The following is a 26,053-nucleotide window of genomic DNA, read 5'->3' on the forward strand; positions in this document are numbered from 1 at the left end:
TTAGTAGTTGATAACAGGGCTTAAATCATACCCCGGCTTTTTGTATCACCGCCAGTGTTTTCCGCAGCCCGGTTGCTGCCACTGTCTGTAAATCCTGTTTCCAGTATTCAGGATTGTACATTTCCAGTGAAATGCATTTTTTAAAACCGGAGGCTTTCAGATCTTTTAAGATATCCGTTAACGGAAGGATCCCGTCCCCCGGATAAACCCGGTGTTTATCTTCCAGCACCGGTAGTGCCGGTGTAGCGGGTGCATCGTTGAACTGGAAAATTGCAAATGCATTTCCATTCACCATTTTTAATGCTTCAAACCCGCCTTCACTGATGTACATGTGGTATACATCGGGTATGACCATTGCTTTGGGATGGTTGGCATCCATAGCTATCGCCATCGCCTGGCCTAATGTTTTTAACGGAAAGTATTTTACAAATACCAGTGCCGGGGCAATGTTATAATCCGTTAAACCGATTTCAATGATCTCTTTGTAGCGTTGCGCCACCCATTTGGGATCGAACGGTTCCCCCACCGTATTGGGAATGGTTTGAATATGGGCTGCCCCAATATCCGCCGCCATCTGCATCCGCCTGCGTGTATCTGTCAGCGATTGATCAAAGGCTTCCCTTGTGGGCGGCAGCGCATTCCACAATCCGATCACACTGGGTACGAACAGTCCCAGGTCCTTAATTTTCTTTCCCAGCTCCTTCAGGTTGCCGCCCTTCTTTACGTACTCCTCCAGTTCTCCATCCCAGGGTTCAATGGCGTCATAACCGGCTTTAGCCGCAATGGTTACTTTCTCTGTGAGGGTAGCAGGCCTTATGGTTGCGGTATCCAAACATATCGGCCAGGGGCTGGCTCCGCCCTGGTATCGCTTTTCTTTGTTAACCGGTTTTTGGGCAGATGCGCCGGCGGGGGAAAGAACGCCTGCCAACCCGGCAGCGGCGCCGGCGCCTAAAAATTTTCTACGATTCATTTCTTAAGTTTTGATGAAAAAATGCAAGCTGTTTAATGGCCAGGTACTCAGAACCCATACTGGTCAACAAGGTAGATCAGTGCGGCCAGGTTCACGGCACCCAGTTCAAGTTCCCGTTTGTTCACGGCTTCAAAAACGTCCGAACGGGCATGGTGGATGTCGAAATACCGCTGGGAGTCGGGTAACAGTTCTCCCATGGGGACCTTTAGTTTTTCGTGGATGAACAAAACATCTGTACCGCCGCCACCGCGTGTGAACTGGCCGGCTCCATAGGGCTCCAGGAGCGGGCTCCAGCTTTTTAGCTTTGCAAACTGTGCATCATTGCAGGTAACGCCAAAGCCCCTGGGGGTAAACCCGCCTGCATCGCTTTCCAGGGCCAGCAGGTGGGTCTCATTGCGGTTTTTGGCCGCTTCATCCGCGTATTGAATACCTCCACGGGCTCCATTCTCTTCGTTGGCAAAGAGCACAAAACGGATGGTCCTTTTGGGTTTATAGCCGATCGCTTTGTAGGCCCGGAGTATTTCAATGGTCTGTGTAATGCCGGCGCCATCGTCATGCGCGCCCTCGCAAATATCCCAGCTATCCAGGTGACCGCCAATGGTAATGATCTCGTTGGGAAACTCGGAGCCTTTCAGCTCACCGATAATATTGTGCCCTTTGGCATCCGGAAGGAAATGCCCCATCGTTCTGAGCGATATAATTATGGGGTCTCCCTTGCTAAGCGTCGCGGCCAGCCAGTCTGCATCCTGTAGCCCGATAGCAACAGCCGGTATCTTTTTGTAGGCGGTATCATAATGTGTGCCACCGGTATGGGGGTTGTTGTCCACGCTGTGGCTCATGCTGCGAACCATGCTGGCCAGGGCTCCGTATTTTGCGGCCAGCGAAGTACCGCGTGTACGGTATTTCACGGCATCGCCGTAGGCCTCAAAGGTTCGTATAAACCGGGGATTAAAATGATAGTTGTAAAAAACGATCTTTCCTTTTAACTGGTCCTTTTTTGCTTCCAGCTCCTCAAAGGAGTTAATGAGGATCACCGGGGCTTTAATGCCGCCGCTGCCGGTACCCTCGGTATTGCCCAGGGCCAGTATGTCCAGCTCTTTTTTCTTTCCATTGGTCAGCAAGGCTGTTGCCTGGTCGGTTCCCCCCCGTACCCAATGGGGAACCATGCATTCCTGTTTAACTGTATTTTCGCTGCCGCTTTCTTTCAGCAGCCGGTATCCCCATTCTTCTGCCTGGTACATCTGGGGCGATCCGGCCAGCCGCCCTCCGATGGTCTTGGTCAGCGTTCTCAGGTTCTCGTAAGCTTTGCTGTTCACCAGTATTTCATCTGCAATTTTCCGGATCAACACCTCATCCGTTGTTTGTGCCTGCAGGTTAACCGAAAAAAAGAGGCCTGCGATCCAAAACAATTTTTTGCCCATGCTGTTATTTGTTTTCTGTAAAGGTAAAATTTTACCGATGATCCGGTTCTGAAAGTTAAGATCAAAGAAACGGATCTGTAATTATCAAAGCAAAACATATCTTTGGGTATGCGAATTGGAATCGTTTGTTATCCTACCTACGGTGGAAGCGGTGTACTGGCAACCGAGCTGGGGAAGGCACTGGCTGAAAAAGGCCATTTTGTGCATTTTATTACCTACCAGCAGCCCGTTAGGTTAAACGGGTTTATTCCCAATATTTATTATCACGAGGTGCAGGTGCCTACATACCCGTTATTTGATTTTCCGCCCTATGAAACGGCGCTGGCCAGCACCATGGTGGATGTGATCAAGAATCATCACCTGGACCTGCTGCATGTGCATTATGCCATTCCGCATGCCTCTGCGGCCTATATGGCCAAAAAGATCCTGGAAACGGAAGGTAAGCATATACCGGTTATTACCACCCTACACGGCACCGATATTACCCTGGTGGGGCGCGACAAGACCTATGCCCCGGTGGTGGCTTTTTCTATTAACCAGAGTGATGTGATCACTGCCGTGTCAAACAACCTGCGGGAGGAAACCTATAAGAACTTTGATATCCGTAAGGAAATTGAAGTGGTCTATAATTTTATTGATGTAACGCGCTTTAATCATAAACCGCTGGATGCATTTAAAAAAGTACTGGCGCCCAATGGGGAGCGGATCCTGCTGCATGCCTCCAATTTCCGCAAGATAAAAAGGGTGCAGGATGTGGTAAAGGTGTTTTATGAAGTACAGAAAACAATACCTGCCAAACTGTTACTGGTGGGGGATGGCCCCGAACGGCAAACGGCGGAGGAACAAGGTAGGGAATTGGGTATTTTTGACAAGCTGGTATTTGTAGGAAAACAGGAGCAAATGGAAGAGATTTTTGCCGTGGCAGACCTGTTCCTGCTGACCTCTGAATACGAGAGTTTTGGGCTGGCAGCCCTGGAGGCAATGGCGTCGAGGGTGCCGGTCATTTCTACCGATGCGGGTGGACTGGGAGAGGTGAATGTAGAAGGCGTTACCGGGTTTCTTGCGGCCGTGGGGGATGTGGCCACGATGAGTGAAAAAGCCCTTTTTATATTAAAGGATGATCATACGCTGGAGCAGTTCAAGCAAAACGCATTTGAACATGCACAGCAATTCAATATCGACGCTATCATACCGGAATACGAGGCTATTTACCGGCGGTTCTGTAAGGATTGTTAAAAGGGGCAATAGTGAATAGTCAGTAGGGAATCAATGTCGTTTGCCTGAGAGCGCGTTTCAGTTTCAAGTTCCCGGTTAGATCCTGTGATGCTACTCATAATAAACCGGTATCAAAAATGTTGATACCGGTTGTTGGTGGAATTTGTCAAAGCTGAAGCGTCTTTTCTGTATTTTTCAGAATTTCAGGGACAAAAAAACGGCCACAGGCACGGAGACCTGCCGGCCGGCAAGGGCGGGTACAGAGATGTGTCCGGCGCATTAATGAAAAAGCAGCTTTATCATATTTAGATGTATTGACCCGGATCGGAGCAACCAGGCTACATAAGAATTTTGATCGCGGCTATAATTTGAGGACAATGCCAATACAGATCAACAGGAAAAATGAGCAAAGACATTAAAGCAATAACCACTTACTTGAACACCTACTTAACACGGACAGGTAAAACAGGTATCGATCCGGTTGAAGCAAATGCCGTTCTTGCAAAGGCAGGGCTGCTTTCGGACAGTAAGAACAGTCCTGGCAAGCCGCTTCGCAACCTGCTTCGGGACGGACAATTACCACATGCTTTTCAATTTGATGGTAAGGGTACATTATGGACAATTCCACATTCAAACAAGCAGACTCCTAAAACCGTTTCAACCGTTTCCATGGCCACTAAAGTTGAAAAGTCAAAACGGGCAATTAAATCGATACAGGCCTCAAGCCCTGACACATCACAACTTGAAAAGGTGCTGATGAATAATAAACACTTTAAGAGTGCTTGGAGCATTGATAATTTAGTTCCTCACAACTCCGGACTTTATTGCATTCGTATCGCTGACATCAATAAATTGCCTAAACCGTTCAATACCATTTTAGGGGACAGACAACACAATATTATCTACATCGGCATTGCGACCGAGAGTTTGAACAGACGGTTCTTAAATCAGGAGCTTCGTGCTAACGGACACGGAACATTTTTTAGGAGTATCGGTGCTGTTCTCGGGCACCGGCCACCAAAAGGTTCGCTTACTTCTAAAGCAAACAAATGCAACTACAAATTTTCACCCACTGACGAGAAAAAAATTATTAAGTGGATCAATGACAACTTGTATGTTAACTGGGTCACCTTTAGTGGCGATTTTGAATCGGTAGAAACAGCGTTAATAAACAAACACAGACCGTTAATTAATATAGCAAAAAATCCATTAGCACTCAAAGAGTTGTCGGACTTGAGAAAATTATGTATTCAAATTGCAAAAGAACAATGAAATTAAGACGATCCACCTTCGTAAACAGAAGTATTACAGCCGCCGGGCGATAGCTGGTCATCATCCATGGGACTATTGGCCATAGGATCGGGGCGTGGTTAGGGCCGGTTCAACATTCAATGCCCGCGCCGGGTTGGGTCCGGTGCTTATCTCTGGATTCCCGATTTTCAATTCTTAGATCTGATATCCTCCGATAAAAAAAGGTCGTTCTTTTGGAACAACCTCTTCTGATAAAATTGTATACCGGCTGAGTGCTGGCAGCTGATATCTGAAAGCTACACGCTTATAGTTCTTTCAGTTTAAAATTCTTCCATCTTACCTTAATGCCGCCGCCGTCATGGATCTGGAGCGCGATAAAGCCGTTTGCCTTGCCAATTTTTTCATCTTTCAGGTATACCATTTGATGACCGTTCAGCCAGGTGGTTACCTCATCCCCAACAACCTTAATGCGCATGGTATTCCATTGGCCTTCCTTTAACCATTTTTCATCCTCTGGTTTGGGTTTTATGATCCAGCCGCGGCCATAGGATTCGTAGATACCGCCGCTATTGTGGTTGGGAGGCGCCACTTCTACCTGCCAGCCGCTGATCTTTACCCCTTCAATATCCGACCGGAAAAAAACACCGCTATTGCCGTTGGCTTCCTGTTTGAACTGAAGCGTCAGGTCAAAATTCTTATAGGATTTTTCGGTGGAAAGATATCCGTATTGTTTATCGGGCCCGCTTTCACACACCAGTTCACCTTTGTCTACATACCATTTTTCAGTACCATGTATCTTCCAGCCGGTAAGGTCCTTGCCGTTGAACAGGGGTGCCTTTTTTTTCTTTTGAGCGTTTGCAGTAACAAGAACTGCACAAAGCAGGAGGAATAAGAAGCCTTTTTTCATTTACAATAAATTTAAATTTTAGAAAGCGATCGGAAAACGTCTAAAATAAACGAAATAATGAAAGAAATCACAAATTGCACATTGTTTTTATTTAAACGGATAGCCCCGATACTGCCCTGGGCCGGGAATAATAAAAGCCTGGTCGGTCAGGCTTTTACGAGTGTTTTATTGTCCACTGATACTACCTTTAGCTGCTTCATGCCTGAGGGCATCTTCCAGGATACTTCGTCTCCCGGTTTAAACCCGATAATGGCGGCGGCCATGGGGGTAAGGATGGATATCTTTTTTGCCTGGATATCTGCTTCCCCGGGCATTACGATCTGGAACTCTTTTTCTTTTTGGGCGGCGATGTCCAGTATTTTTACCCCGGAGCCAATACGGATAATGTTTTCAGGAAAATCCTCATCTTTTACAACCGTGGCCCTGCTGAGCTCATAGGCAAGGGTATTGTCTTTTTCTTCAGTTTTTTTGTCCAGCACAATAATCGCTGTAAGCCTTTTATAATCGGATTCGCAAAGAATAACCGGGTTACTGTTCGTACTCATGATGATTAAAATAAAAATTGTTAGAAAAAAATAGGGAATGCAGGCAAAAAGGCCGGGCTAGGTTACTGTAACGGACCAGCCGGCTTCAGGAGATAGGCCTTTGTATGTATAAAATACAGATGCATTTACACAAAGTTACCTAAAACCCCGGAGCCGGCCAAATTGGGAAGAGAAGCCACAGAGTACTGAAACATTGAGTCCTTTGATCCCTGTTTTCCGGCGCCCACAGCAACGGATGACCAGGAGCACGGGTTTGTAGTGTTTCTTCCCTGCAAAGATTCCTTACTGCTCGGATCCCTCATCAGTTCCGATCAAAAAGTCCAAAGCGTCCGTTTTGAGATCCCGGGCATTGAGGTAAATAATATTTCCGGCGGCAGCCGATCATAGTGGGTCTCAGCGTTTCTGGGCCTCAGTGGCAATCTTCTTTCTTCTTTTTCCTTCAATATCCGGCAGGAAACCGGTTAAAAGGCCGATCAACGGGAGGAATGAGCAAATATAAAATACGTATTTGATGCTGGTGGCATCTGCAAGATTCCCCAGTAATGCAGACCCGATCCCTGCCATTCCGAATGCAAAACCAAAGAACAGCCCGGAGATGAGTCCTACTTTTCCGGGAATCAATTCCTGCGCATATACCAGGATGGCCGAAAACGCGGAGGCCAGGATTACCCCGATGGGAATGATCAGCACGATCGTCCAGAAGAGGTTTACATGCGGCAGCAGGAGCGAAAAGGGCGCTACGCCCAGGATAGATACCCAGATCACATATTTGCGCCCGATGCGGTCGCCCACCGGTCCGCCGATAAGGGTGCCCGCGGCAATGGAAAACAGGAATACGAACAGATAGATCTGGGATGCCGGTACCGATACATGAAATTTATCGATGAGGTAAAAGGTGAAATAATTGGTCAAACTGGCCATGTAGAAGTACTTGGAAAAAATAAGGACCAGCAGCACGGTCACTGCCAGGGCTACCTTCCCTTTGGGAAGGGTGGGAGCCACTGCGGAGGATGCGGTTCTTTTTTTACGATGTTCCCGGATGATGCCTTTATACCATTTGCCGATATAGGAAAGGATGACCATTGCAAAAAGCGCCATCAGCGAAAACCAGATGATACTGAACTGGCCGTGGGGGACAATGATCCAGGCGGCCAGCAACGGTCCCAGGGAACTGCCAAAATTGCCCCCCAGCTGAAATACAGACTGGGCCAGGCCTTTGCGCCCTCCGGATGCGGTATGGGCCATACGGGAGGCCTCCGGATGGAAAATGGAAGAGCCAACCCCAATGAGGCAAACGGCCATCACCATTACGGGGAACCGGGATGCATTGGCGAGAATGATCAATCCGATCAGCGAGAAGCCCATCCCGGCAGCCAGGGAATAGGGCTGCGGTTTCCGGTCGGTATACATGCCCACAAACGGTTGCAGCAGCGAAGCGGCCAGCTGAAACGACAGGGTGATGAGGCCGATCTGCGCAAAACTTAATGCATAATTGGTTTTGATAATGGGGTAAATAGCCGGTATCAGGGATTGAATGGTGTCATTTAACAAGTGTGAAACGCTCAACGCAATCAATATGGGAAAAATGGTTCCTTCGGTTCTCTTTTCGGTTATCGCTGTCATTTTCTTCAGATAAATTAGTGGTTACTTTTTTGTAACGAAGCGCAAAGGTAAACCGGATCCGCCAAACGGAAGCTCGTTTATGGATAAACGGCCGGGCAGCCGGGTAAGGGTATTGCTGCAGGTGAGCGCTGTTTCCAAGGTTATTGCAGCAGTATCTTTAAACAGTCAAAGCTACCTGCAGTCATGAACGGCACTCCTGCGTAATGCAAGGCAGTTTTAGAAGAAGCCTCCGGATCCCCTGAAGATCGAAAGCTGCTATGTTGCTGTTACCGGCTTTTGCATGGAGTGCAGATTGCAGCAGCAACAGGGATGAGCGGCCGGCTGCTATTCTGCATTCAATAACCGGCGGTAAGCCCGGTGTACGGCTTCAAAATCAAAAGATGTAACCGTTTGCGTCATTAACGAACGGATCTGTTCCGTGCATAAATTCTGGATGCTTCCTTCGTGAGGATCTTTGATCGCCGTTTGCTCCGGCACTTTATAAGTACCATCGTCTACCGACCGGCCCACCTGGATATAAGCATCCCGGAAGGGCGTACCTTCCAGCACCAGCTGGTTTACCAGGTCTACGGTAAACAGGTATTTGTATTTCCCGTCCTTTAGGAGATCGGGTTTTACTTCAATATTGGAGAACATTAAACCCGCCATTTCAATGCAATCCCTCAGCGTTTTAAATGCGGGGAACAGGTGCTCTTTCAGCAATTGCAGGTCACGATGATAACCCGATGGAAGGTTGGTGGTCATCATCAGGATCTCATTGGGCAATGCCTTGATGCGGTTGCAATGAGAGCGGATCAGCTCAAACACATCCGGATTTTTCTTATGCGGCATAATACTGCTGCCGGTGGTCAGTTCCGGGGGAAAGCTGATGAAACTGAAGTTCTGGTTCAGGTACAGTGTGGCATCCATGCTCATCCGGGACAGGGTGTCGGCAATATTTGCCAGCGCCTGCGCTACCACCCGCTCTGCTTTCCCGCGCCCCATCTGCGCGTATACCACGTTATAGTTGAGGGTGGCAAAGCCCAGCAGTTCTGTAGTAAGCGTGCGGTTAATAGGAAAAGAGGAGCCGTATCCTGCTGCGGAACCCAGCGGGTTTTTGTTGATGATATCGTAAGCCGCTTTCAGGCTCACCAGGTCATCTACCAGGCTTTCCGCATAAGCGCCAAACCAAAGCCCGAAGGAAGAGGGCATGGCCAGTTGCAGATGGGTATACCCCGGCAGCAGGAAACTTTTATATTTTTCGCTTTGGGTCTGCAACAATTCAAAAAAGGGCAGAACAGCGTTCACTGTTGTTTCAATTTCGCTGCGCAGGAACAATTTCAGGTCTACCAGAACCTGGTCGTTCCGGCTGCGGGCGCTGTGTATCTTTTTACCGGCTTCGCCGATGCGCTGTGTTAACAGCAGCTCCACCTGGGAGTGAATATCCTCCACATCTTCCTGCAGTTCAAAAGTCCCTTTTTGAATATCGGCATAAATAGTACGCAGCGCACCCTGTAGTTCGGCGAGTTCATCTTTTTTTAAGAGACCTACCGATTCCAGCATTTGTATATGTGCCAGCGAGCCCAGCACGTCAAAAGGGGCCAGGTACAGGTCCATTTCACGATCCCTGCCCACGGTAAAGGTTTCAACTTCTTTTAAAGAGTCCGTATTTTTTTTCCACAGCTTCATCTTACAAATAAAAACGATTTACCTGCAAAGATGCCATTATATCTTATGTGAAGCTACTTTTTTTGTGAAATCATTTTCGGCCTCCGTTGGTGCGGATACCCGGGGCCGGTTGCCCGGTTTTGATGATTTTGTCAAGTGCTTCTTTCCTGGCCCGTTCCTGTTCTTTGTCGGCTGCTGTCTGGTTGATCAGTTCCCCGTTGACCCTGAGGGTGGTATTGATCAAAAGTTGTTTTAACCGTTGTTTTCCGGCATTTGAAATTTTTCCGTTTAAGGCAAGCCTTTCAATGGCAATGGAACCCATGGCGTCCGGTACGCGGATGCTGTCGGTAAACGTTATCGCCAGGTTATTGATCTTTTTCAGGTTCAGGATCACGTCGGGGATTGTTGTTACACGTATCTCCATGGGAAACATCTCGGAGCGCTGAGGACCGGATAATTGCCGCTCCAGGTCGCTTTGGATTTCATGCTCTGCCCCCGTTTTTGTTTTGATCATCCAGCCGATCTCGGGCTTTAATGTAAAGTGCCGGCTGTTTTGCTGCAGCCCCATAAAACCGGCCCAGAGCTCCAGCGGCGTTTGCGTTGTGGTGCCGTCCGGATGCTGAAACACATGGCGGAGCGGAACTTTTACGATCTCGTCCGGCAGGTTGGAGCTTCCGGTTAAGGATTGCAGGTCATTTCTTTTACCGTCCCTGGTGTAGGGGAAGAACTTTACAAACCAGCCATCGATCTTATTGCTCTGGTAGGGCTTACCGGCTTTATGTACTTTAAACAGGTTGCGCCAGAAATCTTTGTCCGCATTTCCTTTGGAGGCGGCTACAAATTGGGTAAGAATAGGGTCCAGTTCCTTTAGCCACCAGTCCAGGTCATATTTTTTGAGGCTGTTTGCTTTTTTATAAATGGCCTTCCAATCGGCGGTTGTGCCTTCCAGCGTCACTCGTGGAATGCCGCAGCCGATCATAAATACGATATATTCAAAGTAAGATTTCATAGCATCCATAATGGTCATCTGCGATACCAGCCGGGTGGTAGTGCTGGTGGTGGAAAAATCGGCGGTAAGCGTGTTAATTAATTCCTGCCCGGTATGTGCCGCGATCTGTTTACTAAACTCCGGGAATACCTGTTCCCAGGGGCTGTCAGGATCATCCAGGCGGATGGCATTATTTTGTACCATTAAGGTCTGTTTCCCTTCGTGTTGTACAAAGTATTTCCGGTATTTTCCGGGATCGCTGTTGATGTGTTGGGAAAAGCCCTGGGCGATCAGCAGCCAGATCATATCCGGGGAGATCACGAGGGGGCGATGGTCGGAGTAAGCCCGGTACACGCCGTCAAAAAAAGAATGATATCCGTACTGTACAAGTGTTGGCGGTAATGCAGACCGGGCAACAATGGATTGCTGGTTGATGGCCACCAGGGCCTCCGGTTTTTTGGATACTTTCCGGGCGTCCGCAGTAAATAATGTTTTATAAACCTGGTCACCGGCAATTTCCGGCAGGGAATCTTTGGGCGGTTCCAGTGTTTCTATATCAAAGGTGACGCCCGTTTGAGTTGCAGGTTGTAATGTGCCGGGTCTTTTTTTACCTGTAGGATCTGCTTTTTGTGCATGCATACATGCGCTTGTTAAGAAGAGGCAGGTATATACTAAAAGATAACGCATCGTTAGTTTTTACTAAAGATGCGTTATTTCGTGGGATTACATATACGTGTTGTACTTTTTTTGCGTTTATTTAGGGCTGGTGTCCTATGTCCAGAACCCTCACATTGACCAACGAGCTCCAATGGCAGCCCGGTAACAAATAATAAGTGGGGTGTAACGTTAAACTTTAAACCTCAAACTAAATAACTACACGTCCCACGATCTCGATATAATCCTTAATGCCGCCTTCTATTTCATGCAGATGAATATATTCGTCTGCCGTATGGCTGCGGGCTGAGTCGCCGGGGCCCATTTTCAGCCCGGGGAAGGGCATTAACGCCTTGTCCGAGGTGGTAGGGGAGCCGTAAGTGGTCTTGCCCATGGCGATACCGGCTTTCACGATCGGGTGATCCAGTGAAATGGAGGTGGAGCGCAGGCGGGTGGACCGGGGCTTCACTTCACTGGAAACATTCCGGTGGATGGCATCCAGGATCTCTTCAAAGCTATAGAGCTCATTCAGCCGCACATCCACTACATATTTACAGGAAGAAGGTACTACGTTGTGCTGCTTGTTTTCGGTTTCGATTACGGTACAGGTCATGCGGCTGTCGCCCAGGAGTTCCGATACTTTTTCAAACCGGTAGGAGTGAAACCATTCAATATCTTTAATGGCTTTGATAATGGCGTTGTCTCCCTCATTTCTTGCAGCGTGGCCGGCCTTGCCATGTGCCGTACAATCCAGTACCATCAGGCCGCGCTCCGCAACAGCCATCTGCAACATGGTGGGTTCGCCTACGATGGCGAAATCGATGGGGGGCAGAATATTTACGGCCGCTTCAATGCCGTTATAGCCGGAGATCTCTTCTTCGGCGCTGGCTACCAGCATCACATTGTATTTCAGGTTTTCTTTTTCGTAATAATAGACAAAGGTAGCGATCAGCGATACCAGGCACCCGCCGGCATCATTACTGCCCAGGCCATATAATTTCCCGTCTTTTTCGATGGCTTTAAACGGGTCCAGGGTATATTTGGGATTGGGCTTTACCGTATCATGGTGCGAGTTCAGTAACAATGTTGGTTTGGCATCGTCAAAATATTTGTTTTTGGCAATGATATTATTCCCTAACCGTTTGGTGGGAACCTGGTACCTGTTCAGGTAAGCAATGATCAGCTCTGCGGTTTGATCTTCCTCTTTGCTGAAGCTGGGGGTTTCGATCAATTGTTTTAACAGAGCGACTGCTTCCTGGTAAAGTTGTTCCTGCATAAAATAAAATTGTAGCCCTTGGGCCTGTTTAATAAATCAATGTTCCTTCGTTATCGTTTGTTGTGTTTTTAATCAGATCACGGGCATCGCCGATCAGCACCTGGGATACGCCCGCGTCAATGGCAGCAAAGGCATTGTCTATTTTAGGGAGAATGCCTTCAAACAATTTCTTTTCCTCTTTGAGTTGCTGATAGTAGTTGCGATCCAGCTTGCGGATCACGGAGGCGTCATTATTAACGTCTTCCAATACCCCCTTTTTTTCAAAACAGTAAATGAGCCGCACCTTAAAGGATCCGGACAAGGCCACAGCGAGAGAAGAGGCGATGGTATCGGCATTGGTGTTTAATATATGCCCGCTGGTATCGTGTGTGAGCGGGGCAAACACAGGTGTTATGCCATTTCCGAGGAAGAAGTTTAAAGTCTGATGTTTGATGCCTGATGTTTCCACATCACCTACCCATCCATAGTCGATGGTTTTTACCGGCCGTTTTTTTGCCGGGATGATATTGGCATCTGCCCCTGTAAGGCCAATGGCATTGGTGCCCAGTGCCTGTAGCTGCGCCACGATCTTTTTGTTGGCCAGTCCGCCATATACCATGGTCACCAGGTCGATGGTTGCATCATCGGTGATCCTTCTGCCGTCGATGTATTTTGATTCGATGCCCAGCTGTGTGCCGATCTTTGTGGCGATCTTTCCGCCACCATGTACCAGGATCTTTGCAGCGTTTATTTTGGAAAAATCTGCCAGGAAGGCTTCCAGCGCCGCAGGATTGTCAATAATGTTGCCGCCTATTTTTATGATAAAGAGCGCATTTTGCATATCCTCGTTTGAACTATGGTTCGTTTCTTCTGTGCTCATTGCAATTTTTTTAACTCTTTTTCAATATGATGCTCCAGTTGTTCTTTGTCCGGTAACCGGATCAGGTATTTTTGTATAAACAGATTTTCGTCCATCCCGGCCGTGGCATATTTAACCAGTGCTTGATCTTTTTCAGCAACCAGTAAAATACCAACAGGATGGTTGTCTTCCAGCTCACTGATTTCCTGTTTAAAGTAATTTAGATAGGTATTTAGCTGCCCGATATCCCCGTGTTCAAAGGCGCCGATTTTTAACTCTATAAGTACATGGCATTTAAGAATACGGTGGTAGAAAACGAGGTCGATAAAATAATAAGTGTCCCCTATTAAAATACGTTTCTGCCTTGCTTCAAAGCAAAAACCATTGCCCAGTTCTGTAATGAATGCCTGAAGGTTGTCCAGTAATGCCGTTTCCAGGTCCGATTCTTCCAAAACAGGATTTAGACGAATATTTAAAAATTCAAACGCGTAGATATTTTTGACTATGTCCACGGGCGTTTGTGGTTTTATTTTTTCCTGAACCAGCCTGGATAGTTTTTCGGGTTGTGCCGATAAACCACTCCGCTCAAAGTAGAGCGTGTTGATCTGGCGTTTGAGCTCTCTAACGCCCCATGTGCCTTTTATGCATTCGATCTCATAAAAACAACGCTTCAGCGGGTCCTCTATTTTTGTAAGTTCTACTAAATGTGAAAAAGATAGTCTGCTAATGATCTTTTCCGGAGGGAGTGCTACGGGTGTGCTGGAAGAGGGATGGCTGTTTTGTACTGCTGGTGATGGTGCTTGCAATTCGTCAGACACTGTCTGACGAATTGCAATGTTTTGATTTTCAGTATAAAGTAGCAGTTTTAATTCGTCAGACATCGTCTGGCGTATTTGCGGATATACGATGTAAAACTGGCGGAATAGCCTCAGGTTGGTGGCCGAAATACCATTGATCGTTACTGTTGCCGCAATTTTCTCAAGGAGCTGCTGTCCATATGTTGCCCGTTCGTACCCCTTTTGTTCAAACTCAACAATATAATAACCGATCAACCAGTTGCGCAGGGTCAGCGCCCGGTTTACAGCACCTGCGGCCTGTGCCTGTAACCGCTGATGTACCTGTTCAATGGCTGTTATCAATTGTTTGAAATCATTCATGCGGCAATCACATGTATTAGAACTTGTAGCAACTTTATCGTTTCAATGTCAGGAATTAAGCTGGCCCAGTAACTCACTTAACACGGCCTGTGCTGCCCATACGCGGTTACCGGCTTCCCGGGTTACAATGCTGTGCGGACTGTCCAGCACCTCGTCGCTCAGCTCTACATTCCTGCGTACGGGCAGGCAATGCATGACCCTGGCATTGTTGGTATGCTTCAGCTTATCGAGCGTCAGCATCCAGGAGGGGTCGTTGTTATAGATCTTGGCATAGTCGGTATAGGTGCTCCAGTTCTTCACATATACATAGTCTGCATCCTTTAATGCTTCATCCTGGTTGTGGAGGATGGTGGCATTACCGGTAAATGCCGGGTCCAGCTCATAATCCTCCGGATGAGTTACCACAAAGTCCACCTCACCCCAGGCGTTCATCCATTGCGAAAAGCTGTTGGCCACGCATTGGGGCAGCGGCTTTACATGGGGAGCCCAGGTAAGTACTACTTTCGGTTTCCTTTTTTCCTTAAATGTTTCTTTAATGGTAATGACATCTGTAAGGCTCTGCAGCGGATGCAGGGTGGCTGTTTCCAGGCTCAGTACCGGGATGCCGGAATATTTGATAAACTGGTTTACATACAGCTCGCTGTAATCATCTTCCTTATTGGCCAGCGAAGGGAAGGTACGGATGGCCAGGATATCGAAATATTGTCCCATAATAGGGGCTGCATCCTTTACATGCTCCGATGTGGAACCGCTCATGATGGCTTCTTCTTCAAACTCCAGCTTCCACCCCTCGGAGCCTACATTGAACACGATGGGTTCCATACCCAGGTTCTGTGCGGCGATCTGTGTGCTCAAACGGGTACGCATACTGGGGTTCAAAAACAGGCAGCCGATCCTTTTGCCTGTACCAAGGGTTTTGTCTTTAAACGGGTTGGCCTTATAGTCCAGCGCCTTGGCCACCAGTGCGTTGATGTCGGTTACATCATGGGCGCTTATGAAGTTTTTTGTTTTTAAAAGAGACATCTTATGGTATCAGTTCTTGTTTTTTTTGTTCTGTAATTGCTTCCGGGCTGTGGCACTTGTTACTATTGCCTTTCCCGTCTTTTCTTCAATTTGTTTGCGGGTGTTACCGGCAATGGAGCCTCCTTCACGCGCTATTTTTTTATTCTGCTGAAAACGATCCGGTTCTTTTTCCTTGCTGATTGCTGTTGTAGTGGCTTCTGCCAGCATATTCAGCACCAGCTCAAGATTGGTCATATTATCCCGGAGGTTCTCTTTTTTAAGCCTTTTCAGCTGCTTATAGTCTTTTACGGAATAGCCTGCCCAGGCTTTGCTGTATCCCTTCCTGAGATAGGTTTCCATTAACCGGTCGATGCCAATCTCGGGATCTTCTATTTCATCGGCACGTTCCCGGCCCATTTTAGCCAACCAGAGTTTAAACGGCTCTGCTTTTTTAGAAAGAATCGATTGAACAAGACGAAACAATTGTTCGGTATCTGCAACATCCGTCAGGCGCATTTTGCCATCCGCAGCAAGCATTTTCAAACTGTGACAAACAGTCACAGTTTGATTTCCCTCTTCTTTTAAGCGTTGTTTTAACTTACGCCAATAGGCATTTGCATCAACACTTTCTGTAAGGACTGCAACAACATCTACAATAGAAAAATACCATTTTTCCTGTTCCTCATTTCAGACGGAGCGTACCTGCTTTTGTTCAAAGACCTGGATGGTGGTTTCTTTTTTCATAAGTTAGCATTTATGGTAAAAAAATAGTTGCTTTTTTGCAACGGGCTTCCGGTTTTGAAGTAGCATTGCCCGGAGTTGCCGGTATCATCACTATGTATTTGCATTACAGTTCCTGTTGGCAATGCAGTAATAACCTGTATCCGTCCTTCGCATAAAGCCTTTATTACACCGTGGCGTGCAGTGCTGCAATTTCCTCCTTTATGGCCTCAATGAATTCTTCCGCATCTTTTTTCTTTAATGCAAGGGATGGCAGCAGCCGGATCACATTGGGTTTGGCTTCTCCTGTAAAGATCTTATGATTGTTCAGTAAGTTCTTTTTGAGGGCGCCGAGTTCTCCGGGAACGTCAAAGCCGATCATCAGGCCCCGCCCTCTTACATTTTTGATTTCCGGCATGGCGGCAAGCTCTTCGCGCAGGTATTTTCCTACCATTACGGCATTACCCATCAGCTTTTCTTCGCGGATCACTTCCAGTACGGCCAGGGCTGCTGCGCAGGCCAGGTGATTGCCGCCAAAAGTGGTACCCAGCTGAAAATGCTTGGGTTGAATATGTGGTGCAATGATAATACCGGCTACAGGAAAGCCATTCCCCATCCCTTTTGCCATGGTGTAGATGTCTGCATTGACACCTCCAAAATCGTGACTGAAGAATTTTCCGGTACGCCCGTAACCACATTGCACGCTATCTGCAATATACAGGGCCCCGTATTTGGTACACAGCGCGCGGATCAGTTTTAAAAAGGACTCGCTGGCCACATTAATGCCTCCAACACCCTGGATCCCTTCGATGATCACCGAAGATACTTCTTTACCATGTTTGTCGAAATACGCTTCCAGTGCCTCTTCGTCGTTAAAAGGAAGAAATACTACATTGTCGGTTTCGTTTACCGGTGCTACGATATTTTTATTATCGGTAGCGGCCACGGCCAACGAGGTTCTTCCGTGGAAAGCCTTGTTAAAAGCGATAACCTTTTTGCGGCCATTGTAAAAGGAAGCCAGTTTTAAAGCATTTTCGTTTGCTTCGGCTCCGGAATTACAGAGAAAAAGCTGGTAATCTTCCTTACCCGAAACTTCTCCCAGTTTTTTAGCCAGTTCCTGTTGCAACGGTATCCGGATGGAATTGGAATAAAATGCGATCTTTTCCAGCTGCTCCTCAATGCGTTTTACCCAATGCGGATGGGTGTGCCCGATACTGATAACAGCGTGCCCGCCATAAAGATCCAGGTATTGGTTGCCCTGGTCGTCCCAAACATAAGACCCTTTCGCTTTTACAATAGTAACATCGTTCAAGGGGTAAACATCAAATAAATTCATTCTACCGTTGGTTTAAAAAAAATATGCCTGTAAACAGGCAATTGAGGCTATAAAATTAAGTAAAATTGTTCATAGTTCATGGTAAATGGTTCATCGTGCAGAATCGATGCTGTCATTTTCGGATATACCCGGACAACGGCCTCCATTACCCGGTGAGCGATGATCCGTTAACCATTTGCTGCTAATTCAGTATTCCCGGTTCCTTTACGATTTCTGCCCGGGGCTCTTCCTTGATTTTCTTCCATCCTCCCGCAACGTTCCGGAGGTTATGCAGTCCCTGTCTTTTTAAAACGGAGGCGGCGATCACACTGCGTGTACCGCCACCGCAATGCAGGTAGAGGTTGTCTTTCTCCTCAACGGCGGAAATACGCAGGGGATCTCTCAGATCTGTCAGGGGCAGGTTAATGGCATCCTTCAGATGCCCTTCTGCATACTCGATGGGTTTGCGAACGTCCATAACGATCAGGTGCTCATCAAAAGGGATATCCATCATCAGTTCATCGGATTCCACATCAATAATCATATCTAAAGGGCTGCCGGCGGCCTGGTAGGCTTCAAACCCGCCTTCGAGGCTTCCGGTAACGGCGTACCCAAGTCGTTTCAACCCTTCTTCTGCTCCGGTAAAACTGCCTGTTTCGGCTACCAGTAAAACCGGCGTTTCCTTTTCCAGTACTGCTGCAACCCACTCATCAAATTGTTTGGCACCAAAAGGTACGTGAATGCTCCCGGGGATAAAGCCTGCTTTAAAGAGTTCTGTGGGTCTTGTATCCAGGATCACCGGACCGTTTTCCGCGGCCTGTAAAAAATCGCTCAGCGCTAAAGTCTTCATTTTTTTCCTGCTGTTTTAGATAGGAGCAAAGTTATGGGTAAAAAAAAGTACCGCTCCTATAAAAAGAGGGTACTTCTGAAAGATCTTAAAAGTCCTTGTAGTTTAACCAAGAAGATCTGACACAAAGCGGTTTAATTCCTTCATACGATCGGTATTTACTGTGTAGTAAATAAATTTTCCGTCGCGCTCTGTGTTTACAAATTCAGCCTTGCGCAGGATGGCAAGGTGTTGTGAGGCTACCGACTGCTCAATACGTAGCTTTACGTAGATCTCAGTGACGGTGATTTTGTCCTGGGTGTCGATCAGCTTCAGAATTTGCTGTCTCAATTTGTGGTTAAAGGCTCTCAGGATCAAGGCGGCTTTTTTTACATTGAGAGTGTCAACAGTGATGTGGCTACTGTTTTCTTTTTTTAACGTAAAAGAAATCTGGTAATTGCTCATTGTTCTGTATAAATAGAGTTTATTTGAATGGCCAACAAAGGTATACATCCATTTAAATTATTTGATATTTGCAGGTGCCAAAAACGTATATAAATTTCCCTAATTTAATTTTTGTTAAAATGCACGGCCTTCAGATAAAAAGGCTCGGTGTATGAAAGATCGGTGAATTGACTTTCCGCGAAGTGCTTAATCGTTAAAGAGGGCATGTCTGCTGCACTGTGGCGGGCATTGCTAAAGACTGCATTTGAATGCGTTATAACCGGTTGCAATTTGCCAATCGCATTACCGGTAAATAACAGGGAATGATCTGCCAGCAGATCCCGGAAACTGTGCGCATCCACGATGAGGGCCTCCGGGGGGCGCAGGACTGTTAAATCTTTTTTGTATACAGCTGAATAGATTTCCATCCTCCGGGCGTCGATAACGGGGCAAATCAGATCAGCAGCCTGTTCTTTTACGGTGCTGGCCATGATCTGGAGCGTATCCAGGCAAATCAGCGGTTTACTGAGGGCAAAACACAGTCCCTTTGCCGTTGCCAGACCAATGCGCAGCCCGGTATAGGAGCCGGGGCCATTACTAACGGCGATAGCATCTAAATCATTCAATGAGAGCTGGTTTGAGGCAAAGAGGTCCTGTATGGCATTATTGATCCAGGAAGCATGGGCGGTAGTGGCAGCGTTTTCTGTACCGGCAATTATTTTTTCGTTTTCCGATATGCAAAGCGATGCATAATCCACTGCGGTATCAATATTCAAAAACAAAGCCATTCCACAAAAATAACACAAACAGCTTTTTGTACATACAATCCATTAAAACTATATTCGTTTTCCAAAAAGATCAGCAATGGAAAAAAAGATCGTAACCACCGCTAATGCCCCGGCGCCTATCGGCCCCTACAACCAGGCCGTTTTTGCGGGAGACACCCTGTATATTTCAGGGCAGGTATGTATAGACCCTCAAACCGGGGAGCTCAACAACAAAAGCCTTGAAGAGGAAACACATCAATGTATGCGCAACCTGAAGGCGATCCTTGGGGAAGCGGGCCTGGATTTTTCCAACGTGATAAAATCTACCCTATTTATCACCGATATGAATTGCTTTGCTGAGATCAACAGTGTTTATGGTCAATATTTTACAGCTGATTTTCCGGCGCGCGAAACCGTTCAGGTAGCGGCGCTCCCCAAGTTTGTAAATGTAGAGATCAGCATGATTGCGGTACGGTAGGGCCGTAATCAGCCATCAGTTTTCAGTGTTATGTGACGGGGCAACAGGGGGACAGTTGTGGCTGATAACTGATGGCTGACTGCTATAAGCTGCCCGCTGCCGGTCATTTTACAAATTCGTGGTAGAAGCTCCCGATAACTGTTGTACCTTTGCATCCCAATAATTTTTGATATGGTTCGAAATCAGGAGGTGCTACAGGATGTAGTCATCAAATTTGCAGGAGACAGCGGCGATGGTATGCAATTGACCGGAACACAGTTCACCAACAATACAGCTTTATTAGGAAATGATCTTTCCACTTTTCCGGATTTCCCGGCAGAAATACGGGCACCACAGGGCACCCTGCCCGGCGTAAGTGGTTACCAGCTTCGCTTTTCATCGGATAGCATTTATACACCCGGTGATAACTATGATGTGCTGGTGGCCATGAATGCGGCTGCCTTAAAAGCCAATCTCAGAACGCTCAAAAAGGGGGGGAAGATCATTGTAAATACCGACGGGTTTGATTCCAAGAACCTGCGGCTGGCCAATTACCCCGAAGGGGAAAACCCCATTGCCGACGACAGTTTACAGAGTTATGAGGTCATCAGGATGGATGTGACCAAAATGACCCGCGAGGCACTGAAGGAATACACCATGGGGACCAAGGAAAAGGACCGCGCAAAGAATATGTTTGTGCTGGGCTTTTTATACTGGATGTATGACCGGAACATGGAAAGTTCCATTGATTTTTTAAAGGAAAAATTTGGCAAACGCCCGGAGATCCTGGATAGCAATATAAAAGTACTGCAGGCGGGGTATAACTACGGGGAAACCACGGAAGCATTTACCACTACGTATAAGGTGGAAAAAGCACGTATGGATCCCGGTACTTACCGTTCCATTATGGGAAACCAGGCACTGGCCCTTGGGCTGATCGCCGCATCGCAAAAAAGCGGGTTGCCGATGTTCCTGGGCACCTACCCGATCACGCCGGCATCCGATATCTTACATGAGTTAAGCCGGCATAAGAATTTTGGCATCCGCACCTACCAGGCAGAGGATGAAATAGCTGCCATCAGCGCGGCCATTGGTGCTTCCTACGGAGGATCGCTGGGTGTTACCACTACATCCGGACCCGGTATGGCGCTGAAGACAGAGGCCATGGGGCTGGCGGTGATGCTGGAGATTCCCCTGCTCATCATCGATGTGCAGCGGGGAGGACCCTCAACGGGGCTGCCCACCAAAACAGAACAATCGGACCTGCTGCAGGCTTACTACGGCCGCAACGGGGAATGTCCTATGCCGGTTATCGCCGCATTGTCCCCGGCCGACTGTTTTGATGCTGTATATGAAGCGGCAAAGATCAGCTTGCAGCATATGGTCCCGGTGATCTTTTTAAGCGACGGGTATATTGCCAATGGAGCGGAGCCCTGGAAATTCCCGACAGAAGCATCATTGCACCCGATCCATGTGAAATTTAAGACGGAGCTGGGACATCATGAAGAGCAGTTTCAGCCCTATATCCGGGATGAGAACCTGGTGCGGCCCTGGGTTGTGCCGGGCACAAAGGGGCTGGAGCACCGTATTGGCGGTATCGAAAAACAGAATATTACAGGAAATATCAGCTATGACCCGGCCAATCATCAGCAAATGGTGAAGATCCGCCAGGAAAAGGTAGACAAGATCGCTGAGTTTATTCCCGAACAAAAAATTGATACCGGCAGGCCGGAAGGGGATGTGCTGGTACTGGGATGGGGATCTACCTATGGAGTCATTAAATCGGCGGTACTGGACCTGCAGGCACAGGGACGGTCTGTAAGCCATGCACATTTGCGCCACCTGCGCCCTTTTCCCAAGAACCTGGGTGACCTGCTGCGGCGGTTTAAGACGGTGCTGATCCCCGAGATCAACAATGGTCAGCTGATAAAGATCATCCGCGACCAGTACCTGGTCGACGCAAAAGGCTATCATAAAATTATGGGCGTTCCTATTACCAAGCAGGAGCTGGTAGAAGAGATCGAAAACTATTTGTAAGGATCCGTAATAAAGCGGGGAGCTGGTCACCAGCTCCCCGCTTTATTTATGCGCTCTGTTTAGCGATACGGGAGCAGCGATAGCTCTTTTAGTGGATTACTGCCATCGATGAACAACCGTCCCGTTTTTGTAAGGGCTTTGGCAATGTTTGCCAGCGCCTGTTGTTCCAATTGGGGGTGCCGCCCGTCCAGGGCTCCTACGCGAACTGCAAAGGCAAGGTCAAACGGCGGATCGCCGGCCGGCAGTTTAAAGTCTTCTACGGCGATCTGCTGAAATTCGAGTATTCCCGGTGCTATTCCAGCCAGGGCGCTTTTCCGGGCTTGCTGAATGGCTTTTGCCGAGCGGTCGATTCCCAGGATATACCCGTTGCCGATACGTTTTGCAATTTCACGGGCGGCAACACCCGGTCCGCACCCGATCTCCAGCACGCGGATACCTGGCCAAAGCGGCAGGGCATTTACTATAGCGGCCAGGCGGGGAGAAAGTTGCATGATGAGGGGTATTATTAAAGGAGCCATCCTGTAAAAGCGGTTTCCGGTAAGGAGGGGCTAACACCAGCCGGGATCGCAACAGCCCAAAGGTATAAAAGAAAATGCCAGAACAGTCCCGCTGCCGTCAGGGTTTTACAGATACCCTGTAAATGCTGCCGCCCCTGGTGGTAAGAAACTGGCCGGGGCTAATGGTTGCAAGGTCAAAAAAAGGGTCGCTGTTCCCCGGTATTTTAAATTTCCCGGAAATATTGCCTACAAGAAATTCATAATAGTAATACCCGTACTCCGCAAAAACCGGGAGCGCGCCCACATAATGATTGCTTCCCCCGCCTGAGGTCCAGTGTTTACGCATCATGGCATAATCAAATTTTTTGAACCTGCTGCTGGAGGGGCCTCCTGCAGGTACTTTCTGCAATTGAGGTTTAACGGCAGACTGTACCCGGGGCTTTCTTATTACGGCAGGGCTGATGGCTGCTTCCAGGCAGTAGGGGATATTCAAAAAAATACACAGTCCCTCCGGGGTTTTTATATAAAAATCATCGGCATCCACCTGAACAGTAAAGGGAATGGAATCTTTATGCAGCCTGTAACGGGTGTAAAAATAATGATTGAATAAAGAGTCGGTGATAGCGCCTCCGTCATCTCCGCTTTTGGCATAGACAGCGGAAATACTGTCGGCGATAGACCGGAAGCGGGGACCTTCATCGATGACCCGGAGCGGGTGCCCTTCAAAACGGACCTGGTCCCATCCTTGATAAATGTTCCCTGTGTCTTTTGTAACAAAATAACCTTCTATATACGCAAAGCTTTCTGCCGGGATGCGCTTTGTTCGATCATTTTTTAAATCATAAATGATCATCGTATCACCTGTATAGGCAACTATTGCAACATCGTTGTAATAGATCTCCTGGCAATGATCAAACAGCTTTTGGACCACGAGACGGGAGGCAGTGGTTTGGGGAAACTCCGGGAGCTCCGGATGCGCGTCCTTTCCCGTTTGATTGATACAGGCTGTAAGAGTGGCCATCAGTACCATGAAGAGGCATTTTGTAAGTATTGAAACCGGTGAGTGCATCGTATGGTCTATACCCGAAAATAGCGATTTTAGAATAAAAGATACATCAACTACCTTTATAAAGGATTTATTGATTCTAAAAACTGGAAGATGCCCGCCTCTAAAAAATTAACCGTAAATGATTTTCTGCAAAGTTCCGGGGTGCAGGAGCAGCTGCGCATACTAAAAGACCGGTTTGGTGAAAACGGCGAGCGGCTGATCATTTCTGATACCCTGGATAAGGAGGGGCATCAGTATGTGAACCTGGTTCAGAAAGGCGGGGGCGTGCTGGGAGTGGCCCTGGTGGGGTATACCTATATCCTGGAGCAGATGGGCATCCGGTTTATGCGGCTGGCCGGAACCAGTGCCGGGGCGATCAATACCGCGTTGCTGGCCATCGTTGGAAAAAAGGAATCGGAAAAATCGGCGGGCATTCTTGAAGCGATTACACAACTCAATTTCTTTAACCTGGTAGACGGGCATCCTGCTGCCCGCTGGCTGATCAAAAAGTTTATTACCCGCACCGGGTTTTTAAAAAAACTGAAAAGCTGGGCAAACGGGCTCGGCATCTTTTATTCCATTTTGCTGGCAGTAACTTTTGTATGCCTGTGGCTGCTGCCTCATAATGCGCCCATGCGGCAATTTACACAAACACTGGTGGTGGTGCTCCTGGTTATTACCTTATTGCTGGGAGTACTGGCCTGGTATATCAGCCGCTTGTTGAAGCGGCTCCGGTCCAGCGGTTACGGCATCAATCCCGGGGATTTTTTTTACGACTGGCTAAAGCAGCTGATGAAGGAATATGGTGTGGCCAATGTGGAGGATTTTCGCAATAAGGCCGGTCAGCCGGTTGAAGGGCTTCATCTGAGGCATGAGCACCCGGATGGGCTGGAGGGGCTGGGACCGGATGTAACGGTCATTGCCTCCGAGCTGATCACCGAAAACAAGATCGAGTTCCCGAAAATGTGCAATCTGTTTCGTACCGCCGACCGGATGGACGAATTACACCCGGCTGGCCTGGTACGGGCCTCTATGGCGATCCCCCTGTTCTTTGAGTCCTATTTTATTTACGGGATACCGAATACCAACGAAGACATCAAAAAAGCCTGGATGGACACCTTTGGAGAAAGAGAGCCACCGGTGGAAGCCCGTTTTGTAGATGGGGGGATCTTATCCAATTTCCCCATCAGCATCTTCTATAATCCCCGGGTGGTGGTGCCCCGGCTCCCTGTTTTTGGGATCGACCTGAACGACAGCAACCCCGGGGATACGGGTAAGAATGCATCGGGGTGGACGCTGACGGGCTATTTCTCCAGGATCTTTAATACCGTGCGGAACTACTACGACAAGGATTTTCAGCTGAAAAATAAAATGTACTCCCGTGGTATCGGCACAATACCCCTGGCGGATTTTAACTGGCTGAATTTTTTTATCACCGACAAAGAAAAGCTGGCATTATTTGAGCGTGGTGCGGCAGCTGCAACCCGGTTCCTGCTGAACTTTGACTGGGACGCTTATAAAATGGACAGAAGCCTGATGCAGGTGACGCTGGAAAAGAAACCGGGGAAATCATAAACACTAATCATTTTTGGGAATTGATATCTGAGCATCCGGCGGCCGGCTGAAATTTACGATACATCCGGATCAATGATCATTGGTCTCGAATCTCATGTCTCCGTTCTCAAATTCTCAATCCCCCGGATCGCTCAAAAAATCGTAATTTCAATGCAAATTTTATTTTATGAGCGCCCCTGTCAACTGGCCCAAGGCCATTCAACCGCTTTTAAAGAAATACCAATCCACTAAACACCCGCTTGAGTATAAGAACCCTTACCAGTTGCTGGTGATGGTGGTACTGTCGGCTCAGGATTCAGACCGGCATATCAACCAGATTGCCCCGGCGTTCTTTAAATCCTTTCCCAACATGACGGCGCTTTCCAAAGCCACGGAAGCTGCTATCGCGGAGCAGATCAGCGATGTGCGCAATTTTGGCAACAAGGCTAAATGGCTTTCAGAAATCGCAGGTGCGATCAAAAAAGATGCAGCAATCCCGATGGAGCTGGAAGCGCTTACGGCCTTGAAGGGGATCGGAAGAAAGTCTGCCAACGTGATCCTGAGGGAAAGTGGCCGGCCTGCGCAAGGGGTAATTGTGGACCTGCACGTGGTACGTGTGGCGCCCCGGTTGGGGATTGCTACAGGAACCGATCCCAAAAAAATTGAAAAACAGATCATGGATGTGTTACCTCAAAAAGACTGGGATGCCGGCATGGCCATTTCATTTTTAGGAAGGGAGCTCTGCCGCCCTACAAATCCGAAGTGTGAAATATGCCTGATGCATACGGTTTGCGCATTTTATAACAGCCAGTAACAGGATCCTCCGGGCGGACTGCTCAGGCAGGTGCCTGTGCCCCTTGTTTGCCGGTGTCGGAGATTGTGCAGCGCTTCAAA

At 47.9% G+C, this 26,053-nt stretch carries 23 protein-coding genes and 1 pseudogene; 6 read left to right on the forward strand and 18 right to left on the reverse strand.

Features of this window, described 5'->3' with window-relative positions; genetic code table 11:
- Positions 1-25 precede the first annotated feature (25 nt).
- A complete protein-coding gene (locus BLS44_RS06455) occupies positions 26-970 on the reverse strand; it encodes a sugar phosphate isomerase/epimerase family protein (RefSeq protein WP_090389248.1) in 945 nt (314 codons plus the stop codon).
- A 47-nt stretch (positions 971-1,017) separates the two neighbouring features.
- The gene (locus BLS44_RS06460; protein WP_090389249.1) at positions 1,018-2,391 is read right to left on the reverse strand and encodes a M20/M25/M40 family metallo-hydrolase; all 1,374 of its coding nucleotides are present in this window, start codon (positions 2,389-2,391) and stop codon (positions 1,018-1,020) included.
- 108 nt (positions 2,392-2,499) lie between these two features.
- Between BLS44_RS06460 and bshA the strand changes: the two genes are divergently transcribed.
- Positions 2,500-3,627 (forward strand): N-acetyl-alpha-D-glucosaminyl L-malate synthase BshA, encoded by a 1,128-nt coding sequence (gene bshA, locus BLS44_RS06465; RefSeq protein WP_090389250.1) that lies wholly within the window; start codon positions 2,500-2,502, stop codon positions 3,625-3,627.
- Positions 3,628-4,008: 381 nt separating this feature from the next.
- On the forward strand, positions 4,009-4,878 hold the full coding sequence (locus tag BLS44_RS06470; protein WP_090389251.1) for a GIY-YIG nuclease family protein: 870 nt from the start codon (positions 4,009-4,011) through the stop codon (positions 4,876-4,878).
- Between the two features lie 283 nt (positions 4,879-5,161).
- Here the strand turns inward: BLS44_RS06470 and BLS44_RS06475 are convergent, their stop codons facing one another.
- The 14 genes and pseudogenes from BLS44_RS06475 to tsaB form a co-directional block, all read right to left on the reverse strand.
- The gene (locus tag BLS44_RS06475) at positions 5,162-5,764 is read right to left on the reverse strand and encodes a 3-keto-disaccharide hydrolase (protein WP_090389252.1); all 603 of its coding nucleotides are present in this window, start codon (positions 5,762-5,764) and stop codon (positions 5,162-5,164) included.
- 146 nt (positions 5,765-5,910) lie between these two features.
- Positions 5,911-6,309, reverse strand: a complete 399-nt coding sequence (locus BLS44_RS06480) for a GreA/GreB family elongation factor (RefSeq protein ID WP_090389253.1) — start codon at positions 6,307-6,309, stop codon at positions 5,911-5,913.
- A gap of 393 nt (positions 6,310-6,702) precedes the next feature.
- Complete coding sequence (locus BLS44_RS06485; protein ID WP_090389254.1) at positions 6,703-7,932, reverse strand: MFS transporter; 1,230 nt, start codon at positions 7,930-7,932, stop codon at positions 6,703-6,705.
- 324 nt (positions 7,933-8,256) lie between these two features.
- Positions 8,257-9,600, reverse strand: coding sequence for an argininosuccinate lyase (gene argH / locus BLS44_RS06490; RefSeq protein WP_090389255.1), 1,344 nt, complete (start codon positions 9,598-9,600; stop codon positions 8,257-8,259).
- Positions 9,601-9,670: 70 nt separating this feature from the next.
- Entirely contained in the window at positions 9,671-11,206 is a 1,536-nt protein-coding gene (locus tag BLS44_RS06495) for a DUF4419 domain-containing protein (RefSeq protein WP_245729120.1), read from the reverse strand.
- 226 nt (positions 11,207-11,432) lie between these two features.
- The gene (locus BLS44_RS06500; RefSeq protein ID WP_090389257.1) at positions 11,433-12,497 is read right to left on the reverse strand and encodes a M20 family metallo-hydrolase; all 1,065 of its coding nucleotides are present in this window, start codon (positions 12,495-12,497) and stop codon (positions 11,433-11,435) included.
- Between the two features lie 28 nt (positions 12,498-12,525).
- Complete coding sequence (gene argB, locus BLS44_RS06505; RefSeq protein ID WP_090389258.1) at positions 12,526-13,356, reverse strand: acetylglutamate kinase; 831 nt, start codon at positions 13,354-13,356, stop codon at positions 12,526-12,528.
- Positions 13,353-14,492, reverse strand: coding sequence for a PDDEXK nuclease domain-containing protein (locus tag BLS44_RS06510; RefSeq protein ID WP_090389259.1), 1,140 nt, complete (start codon positions 14,490-14,492; stop codon positions 13,353-13,355). The genes argB and BLS44_RS06510 overlap by 4 nt, the downstream gene beginning before the upstream one ends.
- A 48-nt stretch (positions 14,493-14,540) precedes the next feature.
- Complete coding sequence (locus tag BLS44_RS06515; protein ID WP_090389260.1) at positions 14,541-15,515, reverse strand: Rossmann-fold NAD(P)-binding domain-containing protein; 975 nt, start codon at positions 15,513-15,515, stop codon at positions 14,541-14,543.
- A 9-nt stretch (positions 15,516-15,524) separates the two neighbouring features.
- Positions 15,525-16,163, reverse strand: a pseudogene (locus BLS44_RS06520) (BRO family protein); the annotation flags it as partial.
- 238 nt (positions 16,164-16,401) lie between these two features.
- Positions 16,402-17,550, reverse strand: coding sequence for an aspartate aminotransferase family protein (locus tag BLS44_RS06525; protein WP_090389261.1), 1,149 nt, complete (start codon positions 17,548-17,550; stop codon positions 16,402-16,404).
- A gap of 181 nt (positions 17,551-17,731) precedes the next feature.
- Positions 17,732-18,379: a rhodanese-like domain-containing protein gene (locus tag BLS44_RS06530; RefSeq protein ID WP_090389262.1), complete on the reverse strand. Its 648-nt coding sequence runs from the start codon at positions 18,377-18,379 to the stop codon at positions 17,732-17,734.
- A gap of 102 nt (positions 18,380-18,481) precedes the next feature.
- Positions 18,482-18,820, reverse strand: a complete 339-nt coding sequence (locus BLS44_RS06535) for an ArsR/SmtB family transcription factor (RefSeq protein ID WP_051107132.1) — start codon at positions 18,818-18,820, stop codon at positions 18,482-18,484.
- Positions 18,821-18,924: 104 nt separating this feature from the next.
- Positions 18,925-19,587, reverse strand: coding sequence for a tRNA (adenosine(37)-N6)-threonylcarbamoyltransferase complex dimerization subunit type 1 TsaB (tsaB, locus tag BLS44_RS06540; protein WP_090389263.1), 663 nt, complete (start codon positions 19,585-19,587; stop codon positions 18,925-18,927).
- 76 nt (positions 19,588-19,663) lie between these two features.
- Here tsaB and BLS44_RS06545 point away from each other — a divergent pair, with 76 nt between their 5' ends.
- Positions 19,664-20,044 (forward strand): RidA family protein, encoded by a 381-nt coding sequence (locus BLS44_RS06545; protein WP_090389264.1) that lies wholly within the window; start codon positions 19,664-19,666, stop codon positions 20,042-20,044.
- A 171-nt stretch (positions 20,045-20,215) separates the two neighbouring features.
- On the forward strand, positions 20,216-22,060 hold the full coding sequence (locus BLS44_RS06550) for a 2-oxoacid:acceptor oxidoreductase subunit alpha (protein ID WP_090389265.1): 1,845 nt from the start codon (positions 20,216-20,218) through the stop codon (positions 22,058-22,060).
- A 59-nt stretch (positions 22,061-22,119) separates the two neighbouring features.
- On the opposite strand, the gene BLS44_RS06555 is transcribed toward BLS44_RS06550, so the two are convergent.
- Positions 22,120-22,551: a class I SAM-dependent methyltransferase gene (locus tag BLS44_RS06555; RefSeq protein WP_218127704.1), complete on the reverse strand. Its 432-nt coding sequence runs from the start codon at positions 22,549-22,551 to the stop codon at positions 22,120-22,122.
- 124 nt (positions 22,552-22,675) lie between these two features.
- Complete coding sequence (locus BLS44_RS06560) at positions 22,676-23,587, reverse strand: hypothetical protein (RefSeq protein WP_090389267.1); 912 nt, start codon at positions 23,585-23,587, stop codon at positions 22,676-22,678.
- A 129-nt stretch (positions 23,588-23,716) separates the two neighbouring features.
- Here BLS44_RS06560 and BLS44_RS06565 point away from each other — a divergent pair, with 129 nt between their 5' ends.
- Together BLS44_RS06565 and BLS44_RS06570 are read left to right on the forward strand one after the other, a co-directional pair.
- Positions 23,717-25,180, forward strand: coding sequence for a patatin-like phospholipase family protein (locus tag BLS44_RS06565; RefSeq protein ID WP_090389268.1), 1,464 nt, complete (start codon positions 23,717-23,719; stop codon positions 25,178-25,180).
- A gap of 166 nt (positions 25,181-25,346) precedes the next feature.
- On the forward strand, positions 25,347-25,973 hold the full coding sequence (locus BLS44_RS06570; RefSeq protein ID WP_090389269.1) for an endonuclease III domain-containing protein: 627 nt from the start codon (positions 25,347-25,349) through the stop codon (positions 25,971-25,973).
- The last annotated feature ends 80 nt before the right edge of the window (positions 25,974-26,053 follow it).

Source organism: Niabella drilacis, assembly GCF_900101395.1.
Classification (GTDB): Bacteria; Bacteroidota; Bacteroidia; order Chitinophagales; family Chitinophagaceae; genus Niabella; species Niabella drilacis.